General features: G+C 60.0%; 16 protein-coding genes. 8 read left to right on the top strand and 8 right to left on the bottom strand.

Going from position 1 to position 12992, the window contains the following annotated elements:
* The first annotated feature begins 126 nt into the window (after positions 1 to 126).
* Positions 127 to 609 (top strand): putative glutathione peroxidase, encoded by a 483-nt coding sequence (locus tag KPHS_20730; protein ID YP_005226373.1) that lies wholly within the window; start codon positions 127 to 129, stop codon positions 607 to 609.
* Between the two features lie 121 nt (positions 610 to 730).
* On the opposite strand, the gene KPHS_20720 is transcribed toward KPHS_20730, so the two are convergent.
* Entirely contained in the window at positions 731 to 1042 is a 312-nt protein-coding gene (locus KPHS_20720) for a hypothetical protein (protein YP_005226372.1), read from the bottom strand.
* A 67-nt stretch (positions 1043 to 1109) separates the two neighbouring features.
* Between KPHS_20720 and KPHS_20710 the strand changes: the two genes are divergently transcribed.
* Positions 1110 to 1229, top strand: a complete 120-nt coding sequence (locus KPHS_20710; RefSeq protein YP_005226371.1) for a hypothetical protein — start codon at positions 1110 to 1112, stop codon at positions 1227 to 1229.
* A gap of 70 nt (positions 1230 to 1299) precedes the next feature.
* Here the strand turns inward: KPHS_20710 and KPHS_20700 are convergent, their stop codons facing one another.
* Entirely contained in the window at positions 1300 to 2181 is an 882-nt protein-coding gene (locus KPHS_20700) for a putative LysR-family transcriptional regulator (RefSeq protein ID YP_005226370.1), read from the bottom strand.
* A 175-nt stretch (positions 2182 to 2356) separates the two neighbouring features.
* Here KPHS_20700 and KPHS_20690 point away from each other — a divergent pair, with 175 nt between their 5' ends.
* Complete coding sequence (locus tag KPHS_20690; RefSeq protein YP_005226369.1) at positions 2357 to 3574, top strand: sugar efflux transporter; 1218 nt, start codon at positions 2357 to 2359, stop codon at positions 3572 to 3574.
* Here KPHS_20690 and KPHS_20680 read toward each other — a convergent pair.
* Entirely contained in the window at positions 3571 to 4320 is a 750-nt protein-coding gene (locus KPHS_20680; protein ID YP_005226368.1) for an oxidoreductase, read from the bottom strand. The two genes, KPHS_20690 and KPHS_20680, sit on opposite strands and share 4 nt — an antisense overlap.
* A 166-nt stretch (positions 4321 to 4486) precedes the next feature.
* Here KPHS_20680 and KPHS_20670 point away from each other — a divergent pair, with 166 nt between their 5' ends.
* Positions 4487 to 5392, top strand: coding sequence for a putative LysR-family transcriptional regulator (locus KPHS_20670; RefSeq protein YP_005226367.1), 906 nt, complete (start codon positions 4487 to 4489; stop codon positions 5390 to 5392).
* Positions 5393 to 5398: 6 nt separating this feature from the next.
* Here the strand turns inward: KPHS_20670 and KPHS_20660 are convergent, their stop codons facing one another.
* The 3 genes from KPHS_20660 to KPHS_20640 form a co-directional block, all read right to left on the bottom strand.
* Positions 5399 to 6664, bottom strand: a complete 1266-nt coding sequence (locus tag KPHS_20660; protein YP_005226366.1) for a DNA polymerase V subunit UmuC — start codon at positions 6662 to 6664, stop codon at positions 5399 to 5401.
* Positions 6665 to 6666: 2 nt separating this feature from the next.
* Positions 6667 to 7086, bottom strand: a complete 420-nt coding sequence (locus tag KPHS_20650) for a DNA polymerase V subunit UmuD (protein ID YP_005226365.1) — start codon at positions 7084 to 7086, stop codon at positions 6667 to 6669.
* 78 nt (positions 7087 to 7164) lie between these two features.
* Positions 7165 to 8652 (bottom strand): putative reverse transcriptase/maturase, encoded by a 1488-nt coding sequence (locus tag KPHS_20640; protein YP_005226364.1) that lies wholly within the window; start codon positions 8650 to 8652, stop codon positions 7165 to 7167.
* A 614-nt stretch (positions 8653 to 9266) separates the two neighbouring features.
* Here KPHS_20640 and KPHS_20630 point away from each other — a divergent pair.
* The gene (locus tag KPHS_20630; protein YP_005226363.1) at positions 9267 to 9509 is read left to right on the top strand and encodes a putative DinI-like protein; all 243 of its coding nucleotides are present in this window, start codon (positions 9267 to 9269) and stop codon (positions 9507 to 9509) included.
* Between the two features lie 170 nt (positions 9510 to 9679).
* On the opposite strand, the gene KPHS_20620 is transcribed toward KPHS_20630, so the two are convergent.
* A complete protein-coding gene (locus tag KPHS_20620; protein ID YP_005226362.1) occupies positions 9680 to 10816 on the bottom strand; it encodes a putative glycosyl transferase in 1137 nt (378 codons plus the stop codon).
* Here KPHS_20620 and KPHS_20610 point away from each other — a divergent pair.
* From KPHS_20610 to KPHS_20590, 3 genes are all read left to right on the top strand, one after another.
* Complete coding sequence (locus KPHS_20610; protein YP_005226361.1) at positions 10811 to 10966, top strand: hypothetical protein; 156 nt, start codon at positions 10811 to 10813, stop codon at positions 10964 to 10966. The genes KPHS_20620 and KPHS_20610 overlap by 6 nt on opposite strands.
* A gap of 95 nt (positions 10967 to 11061) precedes the next feature.
* Positions 11062 to 11562, top strand: coding sequence for a YbaK/prolyl-tRNA synthetase associated domain-containing protein (locus KPHS_20600; protein YP_005226360.1), 501 nt, complete (start codon positions 11062 to 11064; stop codon positions 11560 to 11562).
* Positions 11563 to 11678: 116 nt separating this feature from the next.
* Entirely contained in the window at positions 11679 to 12125 is a 447-nt protein-coding gene (locus tag KPHS_20590) for a DUF441 domain-containing protein (RefSeq protein YP_005226359.1), read from the top strand.
* Here KPHS_20590 and KPHS_20580 read toward each other — a convergent pair.
* Positions 12109 to 12903, bottom strand: coding sequence for a putative ARAC-type regulatory protein (locus KPHS_20580; RefSeq protein ID YP_005226358.1), 795 nt, complete (start codon positions 12901 to 12903; stop codon positions 12109 to 12111). The two genes, KPHS_20590 and KPHS_20580, sit on opposite strands and share 17 nt — an antisense overlap.
* Positions 12904 to 12992: the final 89 nt, after the last annotated feature.

Here is a 12992-nt window from a genome sequence, read left to right as displayed (position 1 = left end):
GACATCTGGCGTTTTTTTAACACTCCAGGTACAAATCCCTAACCCTGTGTATCATAACTGCCTAATCTGCTTCAAACATTCGCGCGATCGTCAGCGTTGAACTGTTTCTACTCTCAGGAGCCTGCTATGACCCCTTTTTATCAATTGACGGCTACCCGCCTGCGCGGCCAGCCCCTCTCCATGGCTGACTATGCTGGCAAGGTGGTTCTGGTGGTGAATACGGCCAGCCATTGTGGCTTCACACCGCAATACGCTGGCCTGGAAGCGCTCTACAAAAAGTACGCGGCTCAGGGGCTGGTAGTGCTTGGTTTCCCGTGCAACCAGTTTGGTAAGCAGGAACCCGGCGGTGCGGATGAAATCGAGCAGACTTGTCACGTTAACTACGGCGTGAGCTTCCCGATGTTTGAGAAAGTGGACGTCAACGGCCCCGCCGCACACCCGCTGTTTCGTTATCTGAAACAAGCGTTGCCCGGCGTGCTCGGCGGACGGATCAAGTGGAATTTCACCAAGTTCCTCATCGGTCGCGACGGCACACCCCTCACGCGTTTTGCGCCGTTCACGACGCCGGAGAAAATGGAAGCCTCCATTGTCGCGGCCCTCACGCGCTGAGTGTTCCCGTCATGCCACGTTCACCCAGCGGCGGCTGGCTGTCCATACAAGGTAGACGTCGCTCTCGCGCAGCCAGCAACCGCCTGCTGCTGGCCAATCTTCCACCTGCCCGGTCATCAGCCTACAGCGGCGACACGGCCTCGACTTCATGCTGAAACACATAGGGGTCGGAGAGGAGTTCGAATGCGTCGTCGTCCGGATAGGTGACCGCGACGTGATAGTCTTCGCCAGCGAAGGCTTTGACCGCCGCGAGATCCTGCCAGTAAGTGGCAAGAAAGAAATGCGCCCATTCGCCCTGGTTTTCCTGACGCACCAGCGCCCCCCGGTTGCCGGCGATGCTCTGAGCGTGTTCCACGCCGGTCCGCTCGAGGTGGCGGGCAAACCCCTCAGCATGTTGCAATGGCACACAGCCGTGCCAGGTCCTGACAATCATTTGCATTCTCCTGTGGTGATAAACGTCTCACCCTAACATCGACAGGCATTTCTGGGGGAGCGCAACAATGCCGCGCTGGCAACAACACAAAATTATTTTGCCGGACGGGGATATCCTCTCACTCTGCAGTATTTCCGACTGCGGGGCAGCATTGGGCCGAATATTGCGCGGCGAGTATCACTGTTAGCTGGCGCGGAAAAAATCGTGGCTCGTCAGCCTCGGGCAGTCTTATCGATACACGCCCAAGCCGCGCCCCTTCAGGGCATCGCCAGCCGATCTTGATGGTCCGCAAAGAGAGCGATGAGATGGTCGGCGAGAACCCGCACGCGTCTGGATCCGGCCAGGTCAGAATGCATCACCAGCCAGAGGGTCTGATCCGCGCCGATCTCCGGCTGCAGGCACTGCAGGCCGCTGGCCCGCGCCATAAAGTGCGGCAGGACGCCCAATCCGAGGCCCGCGGATATTGCGGAAACCTGGGCCACGAGCGTATTGGCTTCGACTTTACACGGCCGGCCGCGCAGGGTGCGCGTGATCCATTGGGCGGCCGGCAGGTGCTGGTGAGTTTCCGGCCAACCCACAAAGTCCGCCTCGCTCAGCGACAGGCCGTCCGCGCCGACCAGACAGTCGGCGGCGCCATAGACGCCAAACCCCACCGTCCCCAGCCGCTTTAACGTCAGATGCCCGGCCTCAGGCTTGACCATGCGGATCGCCAGATCGGCATCCCGACGGTGCAGGTTCACCGGCTGCACACCGCTCAGCACCTCCACCCGCAGCTCGGGATAATGGTCCAGGAGCCCTTTCAGGGAGGGCAGAATAAAATGCGTGGCCAGGTTATCCGAGGTGGCCAGACGGACAACCCCGGCGACATGCCCCTGCAGTTGCGCCGCTTCGCCGAACGCCAGGCCAGCGTATTCCAGCGCCTCCGCCCGCGCGAGCAGGGCTTCGCCATCGTCGGTCAGGCGGTAGCCGCTCTGATGGCGGCTGAAGAGCGGAACGTTCAACGCCTGCTCCAGCCGATCCAGCCGGCGGGACACGGTGGCAATTCCCATGTTCATCTTGTCGGCGGCGCCGCTCAGCGTTCCCGCCCGGGCGATGGCGAGGAAGATGCGCGCATCATCCCAATGAAATTCTGCTGTCATCTCTTTTCCATTTATGGAAAACGGCTCTCCGTTTTCTGCTCTTTTTTATCAATTTTGCAGGGATGATACTGCACGCCACTCGCGGAGACAACCAGGCCATCCGATCGCCTGCTCTCTCCTCACCTGAACGTCCGTGCACCGCGCGGAACGCTCCTTTCCTAAGGATACGCCTGATATGAAAGAGATTGCTTTACCCCTCCACCCGGCGCCGGCGCGCGTCTGGATTGCCGTCGTTGCGCTCGGGATCTGCGCCTTTTCGATCGTCACCAGCGAACTGGCGCCGGTGGGCATGCTCAGCGCCCTGGCGGCGGATTTTCACCAGACGGAATCCGGCGTGGGCCTCGCCGTCACCGCCTATGGCTGGGTAGGCGCCCTGGCGGCTCTGCTTTCCGGCGCAATGCCGGCGCGTATTTCCCGCAAGGCGCTGCTGGTCGGGCTGATGCTGATCCTCGCGTTTTCCTGCCTCGCCGCAACCCGGTCTTATTCGATGTTCGCCCTGATGAGCGCCCGCATGATTGGCGCCCTGGCGCATGGCGCCTTCTGGGCCTTAATTGGCATTGTCGCCGCGCAGCTGGTGCCGCCGCACCGGCTGGGGCTGGCCACGGCGATCATTTTTGGCGGCGTGTCAGCGGCAAGCGTAGTGGGGGTGCCGCTGGCGAGCTTTATCGCCACCCTGGCGGGCTGGCGACTCGCGTTTATGTCGATGGCCTTGCTGTCACTAGCCGCCGCTGCGGTGCTGTGCTCGACGCTGCCCCCGCTGGCCGCCCCAGCCCCCGTCAGGCTGCGTGTTTATCGCGATATCTTCCGCAATCCGCTGCTCGGTGGCCTGTATGGCGCCACGGCCTGCATCATTACCGCTCACTTTGCCGCCTTCACCTACATTGAATCGCTGCTGATAAATCTGCAGGGAGTCCCGGCGACCGCCCTCTCCGGCCTGCTGCTGCTGTCAGGGGTTTCCGGGCTGCTGGGTAACGTTATCGCGGGTAAGCTTATCGATCGTCATCTGAAGGGGCTGATTTTCGCTGCGCTGCTGCTGAGCGGGGGCGCGCTGGCGCTCCTTGGCGCCGCCCGTCTTGCGCCACTGCCGTTCTGTTTTAGCGGGCTACTGTTAGCCCTGTGGGGCGCCGGCATCGCGATTGTGTTCGTAGGCTTACAGACCTGGCTGCTGCGCAGCGCGGGCGCGGTCGCCCAGCCGGCGTCAGCCATTTATGTGGCCATTTTTAATGCCGCCATCGGCACCGGGGCGTTTGTCGGCGGCCAGTTGATCGCCTCAGCTGGCCTGTCGGGAATGGTGTGGCTGGCGGCGGGGATCATGGTGGGCAGTACGCTGCTGATCGCCCTGCTGAAAGCGCCTCTGCCCGGTCAGATCGGTGCGGCGACGGCAGGCGCTTAGATTTGCGCCAGCCCGCCGTCGACATAGATCTCCGCGGCGTTAATAAAGCTCGACTCATCCGACGCTAAAAATACCACCGTCCGGCCAATCTCCTCCGGCTCGCCCAGCCGCCCGAGCGGTACGCCGGCCGCCAGAGCATCGAACAAGCCCTGGCGGTCCGCCTCCGCCACCAGCCCTCCCAGACCCGGGGTACGTACCGGCCCCGGGCTGACCACATTGATGCGGATCCCGCGGTCGCTAACCTCCAGCGCCCAGGAGCGCGCCAGGCTGCGTACCGCGGCCTTACTGGCGCTATAGATGCTGAAGTTAGCCGTCCCTTTTACCGCCGCCGTAGAGCCGGTCAAAATCACCGAGGCGCCATCGGCGAGCAGCGGCAGCGCTTTTTGCACGGTGAACACCACCCCGCGCACGTTGGTGGCGAAAATCCGGTCGACGTGCGCTTCGGTGATGGCGCTCAGCGGCAGCATGTCTCCGCCGCCGGCATTGGCGAACAGCACATCCAGCCGGCCGGACTCTTCGGCAATGGTCGCAAATACCGCGTCAAGGTCGCTTAATACGGCGGCGTCGGCGCGGATCCCGCGGGCGGCGGGCCCGATGAATCTTACCGCCGCATCCAGCTCCTCCTGACGGCGGCCGGTGATGTACACCTTCGCGCCCTGCTCCGCCAGTGCTTTCGCCGACGCCAGGCCAATCCCGGCGCTGCCGCCGGTGACTAACGCCACTTTATCCGCAAGTTTTTTGCTCATGGTGCATTTCCTTGGTTAGAGTATAAACAGGCCAGGCTCGCGAACGCGCCCCGCCGGGTATGGAAAGCACTGTAATCGTCCCGGCGAGGCGGAAAAATGGCCTAATCTGAAAAACACTCTTCCCCTCGGTGGATAATGACCTCCAGTAACCAGGATAAAGCGAATAATGGACCGGTTTTCAGCTCTCAAAGCCTTCACTCGCGTTGTCGAAGCCGGCAGCTTTACCCGCGCCGCGGACTCGCTGAATATGCCCAACGCCACCCTCAGCAAAACCATTCAGCAACTGGAAGCGCATCTTGGGGTTTCCCTCCTGCAGCGCACCACGCGGCGTATTACCGTGACGCCGGAAGGACGGGAGTACTATGAAAAAGCCCGCTGTCTGCTGGAAGACCTGGAAGAGATCGACGCGTCTTTCAATACCGCCCGCAATAAGCCGAAGGGCCATCTACGGATCGCCATCGGCGGGTCGACCGCGTGCGATGTGCTGATCCCGCTGCTGGCGGACTTTATGACCTCCTGGCCGGATATCCGTATCGATTTGCAGGTGGCCGATAAGCCCGCGGACCTCATCAGCGGCAATATTGACTGCGCCATCCGCGGCGGTCCGATGGAAGACTCGACGCTGATCGCCCGTAAAATCGGCGAGGCGACGCTGGTCACCTGCGCCACCCCGGGCTATCTTCAGCGCTACGGCACCCCCGCCTCGCCGGATGAACTACATCATGGCCACCGGCTCATCAGCTATCTGTCGCCGGCCAGCGGCAGAGCGTTTCCGTTTCGCTTTACGCGTCACGGCGTCAGCACCGAGCTGAAGACAGAGCCCCATCTCGGCATCAATGAGAGCAACGCGCATATTGCCGCCGGCGAGGCGGGCTTAGGCATTGTGCAGACCTTTACCTATTCGCTGAAACCGGCGCTGGCGAGCGGCGAACTGGTGGAGATCCTCAGCGCCTGGCGCCCGGCCCCCTATCCTTTTCACGTTGTCTATGCCCGGCACCGGCACGTCCCGCCCCGGCTCCGCGTCTTTATTGACTGGCTGGCGGCGGTTTTTCCGGCCGCGGTGCAGGGATAGCGCGCGTTATCTGACGCGGAGCAGGTCGCCGTATCGCGTGGTGTAGCGCGGCGAGAGCATCTCTCGCTTCATCTGCCACTGCTGCTGGATCCCCTGGCCGGCAAAATAGAGCGCCCCCCTGCCGTTTTTCGCATTCAGCTGATCGAGAACCTGCATCAGTCTGGCGCTGTTGTGCCGCGGAGCAAGCTCGTCGAACAGATTCAGCTGGGCGACGCCCTGGCTGTAGAAATCGCCGAGCATCACGCCGGCCTTCTGATAGCGATGCCCCGCTTTCCAGATGGCATCCAGACAGCTCGTCGCCGCGGCGATAATATCCCGGGAGTCCTGGGTCGGCGTCAGCAGCTTTAGCGAGGCGCTGTTGCCGTAATAGGGTTCATTCAGCGCGAAGGGGCTGGTTTTGACAAAGGCGGAGACGAACCGGCAGTACTGATGCTCACCGCGCAGCTTTTCTGCTGCCCGCGCGGCATAGCTGCAGATCGCCTGGCGCATATCCTCATAGGCCGTAATCCGATCCCCGAACGAGCGGCTGCAGATAATTTCCTGCTTAGCGGGGGCAAACTCCTCCAGCGCCAGGCAAGGCTCGCCGCGCAGCTCCCGTACCGTTCGTTCGAGCACCACCGTGAAGTGCTTGCGGATAAAGCGGATATCGCTCTCCGCCAGCTGGAGTACCGTGCCGATCCCCATCGCTTCAAGCTTTTTGCCGATCCGCCGCCCGATGCCCCAGACCTCGCTCACCGGCAGCAGCGCCATCAGCTTTCGCTGCCGCTGCGGGCAGGACAAGTCCACTACCCCGCCCGTCTGCCGCGGCCACTGCTTCGCCGCGTGGTTGGCCAGCTTCGCCAGGGTTTTGGTCTGGGCGATGCCAACGCCCAGCGTCAGATGGGTACGCTGCAGTACCGTGGCGCGGATTTCGCGGCCAAAATCGGTCAGATCTCTGCAATGACGCACACCGCTGACATCGCAAAAGGCCTCATCGATACTGTAAATTTCGCAGCGCGGGGTGAGCTCTTCCAGGGTGGCCATCACCCGGCTGGACATGTCGGCATACAGCTCATAATTACTGCTAAACGCCACGACGCCGTGGCGAAGAAACGCAGCCTTCTGCTTAAAGTAGGGTTCGCCCATTTTCACAAACGGCTTCGCCTCCGCCGAGCGGGCGATCACGCAGCCGTCGTTATTCGACAGCACCACCACCGGCCGCCCCTTCAGGTCTGGCCGGAAGGCGGTCTGACAGCTGGCATAGAAGGCGTTCACATCACAATGCGCGAACATGATCAGCCCGCCGCCTTGATGATGTAGGTTACGACGCCGAAAATATCGAGCGTCTCCTCGCGGCCGACCACGATGGGCGAATAGGCCGGGTTCATCGGGTTAAGCTGCACCCGCGGCAGAAGCTGCAGCTTCTTTACCGTAAACTCGCCGCCGACGGCGGCAATCACGATATCGCCATGCTCCGCTTTACGCGCGCTGTCCACCACCAGCAAATCGCCTTCGTCAATGCCGGCATCGATCATGCTGTCGCCAGCGGCTTTGACAAAATAGGTCGCGCTGGGATGCTGCACCAGCAGCTCGTTGAGGTCGATTCGCTTCTCAACATAGTCCTGAGCCGGGCTGGGAAAGCCGCACTGCACCAGGTCGGCAAAAAAGGGAAAGGAGACAATCTGACGTAGCTCAACCGGCGTGTAAACGTTCATTTTTCAACCCACCACACAATGTCGCGGTAGGGATACCCGTTACCGGATACCCCCCGCACAGATCCCGGCGTGCGCGATTTACGCACCGGGCTCCTGCCTCGGGTGTCTGGCGGTGAACCGCTCCACAGGCCATGGATGAAGAACCCGAACCCTTGGTAGCCATGCGGCTGCCAGTTTGTTTGCTTTCGTCCAGGTCGTATCATCCTTCTGGCTCCTGCGCCTGAGCGCCCGGCGCCAGAGGTTTGTTACGTGTGTCCTGAACTTCTGCATGGTGGGGAAGTTGCCCGGTACCGAGTGATAGTTCAGGTATCCCTGAACCACTCTCCTGAGCCATTTTCCCTGTTCGGGGATTGAGTAATGCCAGCGCCTTCGCAGACCGTCTTTGATGGCTTTCAGAGTTGCCGTCATCCGATCCCGGCGGGTCTTTCGTATCAGCATGAACCTGCCGTTGCGATCTTTCCCGCTGATGTGCGTGAACCCGAGGAAGTTGAACGTTTCTGGTTTGCCTTTTCCCCTGATGGCACGGTTTTCGGCAGCGAAGCGGCCGAACTCCATCAGACGGGTTTTCTCCGGGTGAACCGTGAGTCCGAACTCCCTCAGTCTGCGCTGCATGGCTATACGGAAGCGCCGGGCATCGTATCGTTTGTCGAACCCGATGACGATGTCATCGGCGTATCTGACCATTACCACATTGCCTGTGGCATAGCGACGTCGCCACTGATGCGCCCACAGATCGAAGACGTAGTGGAGGTATATGTTTGCCAGCAGCGGTGAGATGACCGCACCCTGTGGGGTGCCTTCCTCCGTTGCTCGCCATTGACCCTCCTCCGACGTCCCGGCTGTGAGCCACTTACGTATGAGCCTGATTACCCTCCGGTCGCCGATCCGATGCTCTGTGAACCTGATCAGCCATTCGTGGCTCACCCTGTCGAAGAACTGACTGATGTCGGCATCCAGTACCCAGTTTACGTTAGTGCGTACCAGCCCTGTGGCCAGTGCGTCCAGTGCATCGTGCTGGCTTCGCCCGGGTCTGAACCCGTATGAGAACCCCATAAAGTCGTTTTCATAGACTGCGTTCAGGATTTTCACCAGCGCATACTGGACGATCTTGTCCTCCAGCGAGGCGATGCCGAGCGGGCGTTGTTTTCCATCCGCTTTTGGGATGTAGTGACGCCTGCCGGGCTGCGCCCTGTAGCTGCCCTGATGTAGCCTCCGGTGCAGATCTGTTATGTTGTTCTTCATGTTTCCGGCGTAGTCCATCCACCTGATGCCATCCACTCCGGCGGCCGCTTTCCTGCTCAGGGAGAGGAATGCGGCTTCCAGTGCTTCGACTGTCAGCAGGTGGAACAATGCTGTAAACCGTTCTTTCTTCCGCTGCTTCGCAGCTTCCCGCACGCGTGACAGCCTCTGTGACATGCTTTCCCGGCTCTGTGTCCGGCGCATGTGTGGCTGTTCCGCGTTCCCCTTGGCCCCGCTCCTTCGCTCCACTGACTCCGCTCCTTTCGGGTTGTTCGCCTGCTTCGCCGCTACTATGAGCGAGTCCGACTTCTCCTCTCCGTACATCACCGGCTATGACTCCTCGTCTTCCCGGTGCGGGCCATCTCCGACACTGGCAGATGGTCAGAGGGGAGATCTCCCGGTTCCCGCGTAGAGATCGTATTGACATGCCAGGGTCTCAGACCCCGCCGGGTCCATGTGGCACTCGCAGTATCGCACCCTATGATGTTGCCTTCCGTTAACAGTACAACGTCGGCACCCGGTAATTTAATATACATTTCGTGGCTCAATGGCTGGCCTGTCAACACCCCTGTCAACGCTTCGCCCCATACCTCGCGGTATGCAACGCATGACTCGGGGACCTTGTGGATTGCTGGTCCTTCAATGGTCGGGGACTTTCACCCCTTGATCTCTAACCGGTCTCCCGGCGCACACTGAATATATATACAGTAGTTTTGCCAATTTTACCGGTCAATATCGGCTCCAGCTATCAATCGCCAGCACTGAAATAACTCCTTGATGTCAATAGGGGTCTTCTTCAGCGCCAGCGAACCGTTTGCTGCTTTTGCGCGCAGTCCGCCCGCCGCGCGAGGTGGTAGATGCGCAGCGCCGCGGCATTCGCTTGACACTGTACATTAATACAGTAAAACTATCGCCCGCGATCAGCATACAGAGGACAGAAGATGTTTGTGGAACTGATTTATGACAAGCGCAATTTTGCCGGGCTGCCGGGCGCCAGAGAGGCCATTCTTAACGAGCTGACCAAACGCATGCAGCGCATTTTCCCGGAGGCGGAAGTGCGGGTGAAGCCGATGATGACGCTGCCGGCGATCAACACCGACGCCAGCAAGCATGAAAAAGAGCTGATCAGCCGCACGGTGCAGGAGATGTTTGAAGAGGCGGATATGTGGCTCACTGAAGAGTGATCCCGCCCGTCAGTCGCGGCGACCACCTCTTTAAGAGCTTTCCCGGATGTGGCAGAGCCGCGGGCAACAGTACAATAGCGGCGGTTGCAGACTGGCAATGCAACCTTCGCTCACCTGCTGGCTCTTGCATACGGCCAGCAGGTGAGCCCTACCTGTCTCCCCTCATCGCCTCACAGCGTCTCCGGTAGCGCCGCTATAATTCTATCCACTAGCCCGCGATGCTGATGGACCTTCCCGCATTTAACAATGATCTGCCTGGCGTTGTCATAGCCCGGGGCCCACAGCCGGTTATTAAGCAGAACGTCCTTATAGACCGCGATCAGCGGTTTGTTCCACGCCGCCGCCATGTGCACCACCGAGGTGTCCGGGGAGATAATCAGCTCCGCCTGGGCGATCAGCGCCATCGCATGGTGTAACGTGTTAAATGGGTTAATCACCACCTCCGGCGGCAGCGGGATGCGGATCTCGCGCCGGTGATCGAGCAGAATAGCCGCGCTCCCCGGATGGCGGGCCAGCAGTTTGTCGAGCAGTTCCGCCAGCTGCGTCTGCGAGAGACTGCGGTCGGCATGGCCGGCAAAAATATTAATCACCACCGCTTTTCCGCTTAGCGACGCCAGATACTGCGCCACCTCCTGCATAATCGGCCCGGGCACCGCCAGGTCGTAAGCGTCCAGCCCGCGGGTGTCCAGTTGGAGATAATCGGCGATCAGCTCGAACGTTTTCGTCACGTGCCAGCGCTGGCAGTCAAAATCAAAAGAGTGGGAGTAGTGCTTAATCGATGGCCATTTATTAAACCCGAGCACTGATTTGGCTTTTATTTGTCGGAAAAGCCGCAGGCGATGCACGGGAATATCGAACAGCGAAGGGTCAATAATAATATCGTACTTATTATTAGCCAGTTCATTAATAACGTCGCGAGGAACGTTATGATTAAATTTACGCAAAAAATCGGCGGACGTGACCGGGTCAGCTTCATAAATATGGCGGATCCGCGGGTTATAACGCATCACCTGGCTGTTAGAGGTCGTCAGCAAAAAATCAACGATATAGCCTGACTGATGCAGGCATTTCACCAGCGCGGAATCCACCACTACATCGCCGACCGCCCCCTCATTGCGCATCAACAGGACGGTTTTCGCAGACGACAAATCTACCGGCTGACGGCGTCGGCGATCCCAGAGCGCTTTCGCCACCCCCACCCGCAGGGCATTACGTACTTTCTTAGTAAAGTAATTCCGCCGTCTGTTGAGCTCCCTTATTTTATTAAATTTCTTGCGTGGGGAACCCTGCATGGTTGCATCGTGCATCATCCTAACCTCATTACGGCAATTATTAATATTCTGTGTCGTCCGATAGAGACTGAGCGAAATAAAAAAAGTTCGATTGAAAATGAAAATCATTCTTTTTTTATTTACAAAACTCATCTGCGCCTGCGGGATTGCACCACAGCACTGTGAAGTAATAATGAGCGAATGGTGAATTTCCCGGCCCACCGTTGGCAGGCCGGCGCAACAGCGCTAAGCTGGCTGCTTTATGATGTCAGGAGGACGCTATGCTTGAAGCAGTAGAAGGTAATATCCACCAACGGCTGTGCGCGCTGCTCGACGAGCACCGGGCCCGCTACCGGGTGATGGCGCACGAGGCGGTCGGTCAGTGCGAAGCCGTCTCGGCAATCCGCGGCACCGCGCTTGGCCAGGGCGCGAAAGCGTTAGTCTGTAAAGTGAAAGGAAACGGCGTCAACCAGCATGTGCTGGCGATCCTCGCCGCCGATCGGCAGGCCGACCTCGCCAGCCTGGCCCGGCATATCGGCGGCAGCAAAGCCTCGCTGGCCAGCCCGGCGGAGGTGGAGGCCCTCACCGCCTGCGTGTTCGGCGCCATTCCCCCCTTCAGTTTCCATCCGGCGCTGCGGCTGGTGGCGGACCCGCTGCTGTTTGAACGCTTTCCACAAATCGCCTTTAACGCCGGGCGCCTGGACCGGTCGATCATTCTCGACACCGAAGACTATTTACATATCGCCCGACCAGAGATCGCGACCTTTCGCCGTCTTAGCTAACCGGGCATCCGCCCAGATTTCCGCCGCATGGCGTAAAAATCCTGTTTATTCACGCCACGATGCGTAGAGTAAGCGGGATATTTTTGGCATTCTTATTTTGGCAAGGACCTCTGTACATGTTTGATACCACCCTGTTGATCCTGCTGGGTCTGGCGGCGCTCGGCTTTATCAGTCATAACACCACCGTGGCGATCTCCATCCTCGTGCTGATTATCGTGCGCGTCACGCCGCTGAACGCCTTCTTTCCCTGGGTTGAGAAACAGGGACTGACCGTCGGGATCATTATTCTGACCATCGGCGTGATGGCGCCTATCGCCAGCGGCACGCTGCCGCCCTCGACGCTGATCCACTCCTTTATGAACTGGAAATCGCTGCTGGCGATTGCGGTCGGGGTGTTTGTTTCGTGGCTCGGCGGGCGCGGCGTCTCCCTGATGGGCTCCCAGCCGCATCTGGTGGCCGGGCTGCTGGTCGGTACAGTACTCGGCGTCGCCCTGTTTCGCGGCGTCCCGGTCGGGCCGCTGATTGCCGCCGGGATCATCTCATTGTTTATTGGGAAGTCGTAGCCAGGCTACCGTGATAGCGGCCCGGTGTCTGCCCGAGCCCTTTTTTAAACATGGTGATGAAGGCGGTGGTGGAATCGTAGCCCAGCGCCTGAGCCGTCTGCTGCACCGTCTGCCCGCGGATCAGCAGCTGCAGCGCGAGGATCAGCTGCAGCTGATGGCGCCAGCGGCGAAAGCTCAGCCCCGTTTCGCGCACGACCAGGCGGGCCAGATTCCGCTCGCTCATCGCAAACACCGCCGCCCACTGGCTCAGGGTCTGCCAGCGCGCCGGATCCTCAGCCATCATCGTCACCATTTGACGAATTTTCGGGTGGTTTGATACCGGCAGCTGCAGGTGCTCCTGCGGCTGGCGGGGCAGCTCATCAAACAGAACCTGCACCAGCCGGGCCGTGGCGGGGGCGGCCAGGGACTCTCCGCCGCGCTCCGCCAGAGTAAGGATCAGCTCTCGCACCAGCGGGGAAATCTTTAGCGTACAGCAGCGATCCGGCATCGGCGCGGCGCCCGGCTCGATGAACAGGAAGCATACCTGGGCGCCGGGGGTAGCGCGGTTACTGTGGGACAGCTGCCCCGGAACCCACACCGCATACTGCGGCGGCACCATCCACATTGCGTTCTCCACCTCGCAGGTCAAGGCGCCGTGCAGGGCAAGGATCAGCTGCCCCTTACGGTGGGAATGCGCCGGAATATACTGCTCCGCCTCCACCACCCGGATACGAAAGGCAATGGCCGATTCGTGGCCACTGTCCGGTTCATAGCCATCCAGCCCCAGTCCAATCATCATATTGTCCGATATTAGCGATAATCTGTCATTTTAGCTTGATTTAAACGAGGGACAAAGCCGCTATCGTAACCCCCCTCGTTAGTTACCTT

Source organism: Klebsiella pneumoniae subsp. pneumoniae HS11286, assembly GCF_000240185.1.
Lineage (GTDB): Bacteria > Pseudomonadota > Gammaproteobacteria > Enterobacterales > Enterobacteriaceae > Klebsiella > Klebsiella pneumoniae.
Note: the sequence above shows the minus strand (reverse complement) of the source record. Positions and strands in the feature narration are given on the sequence as shown.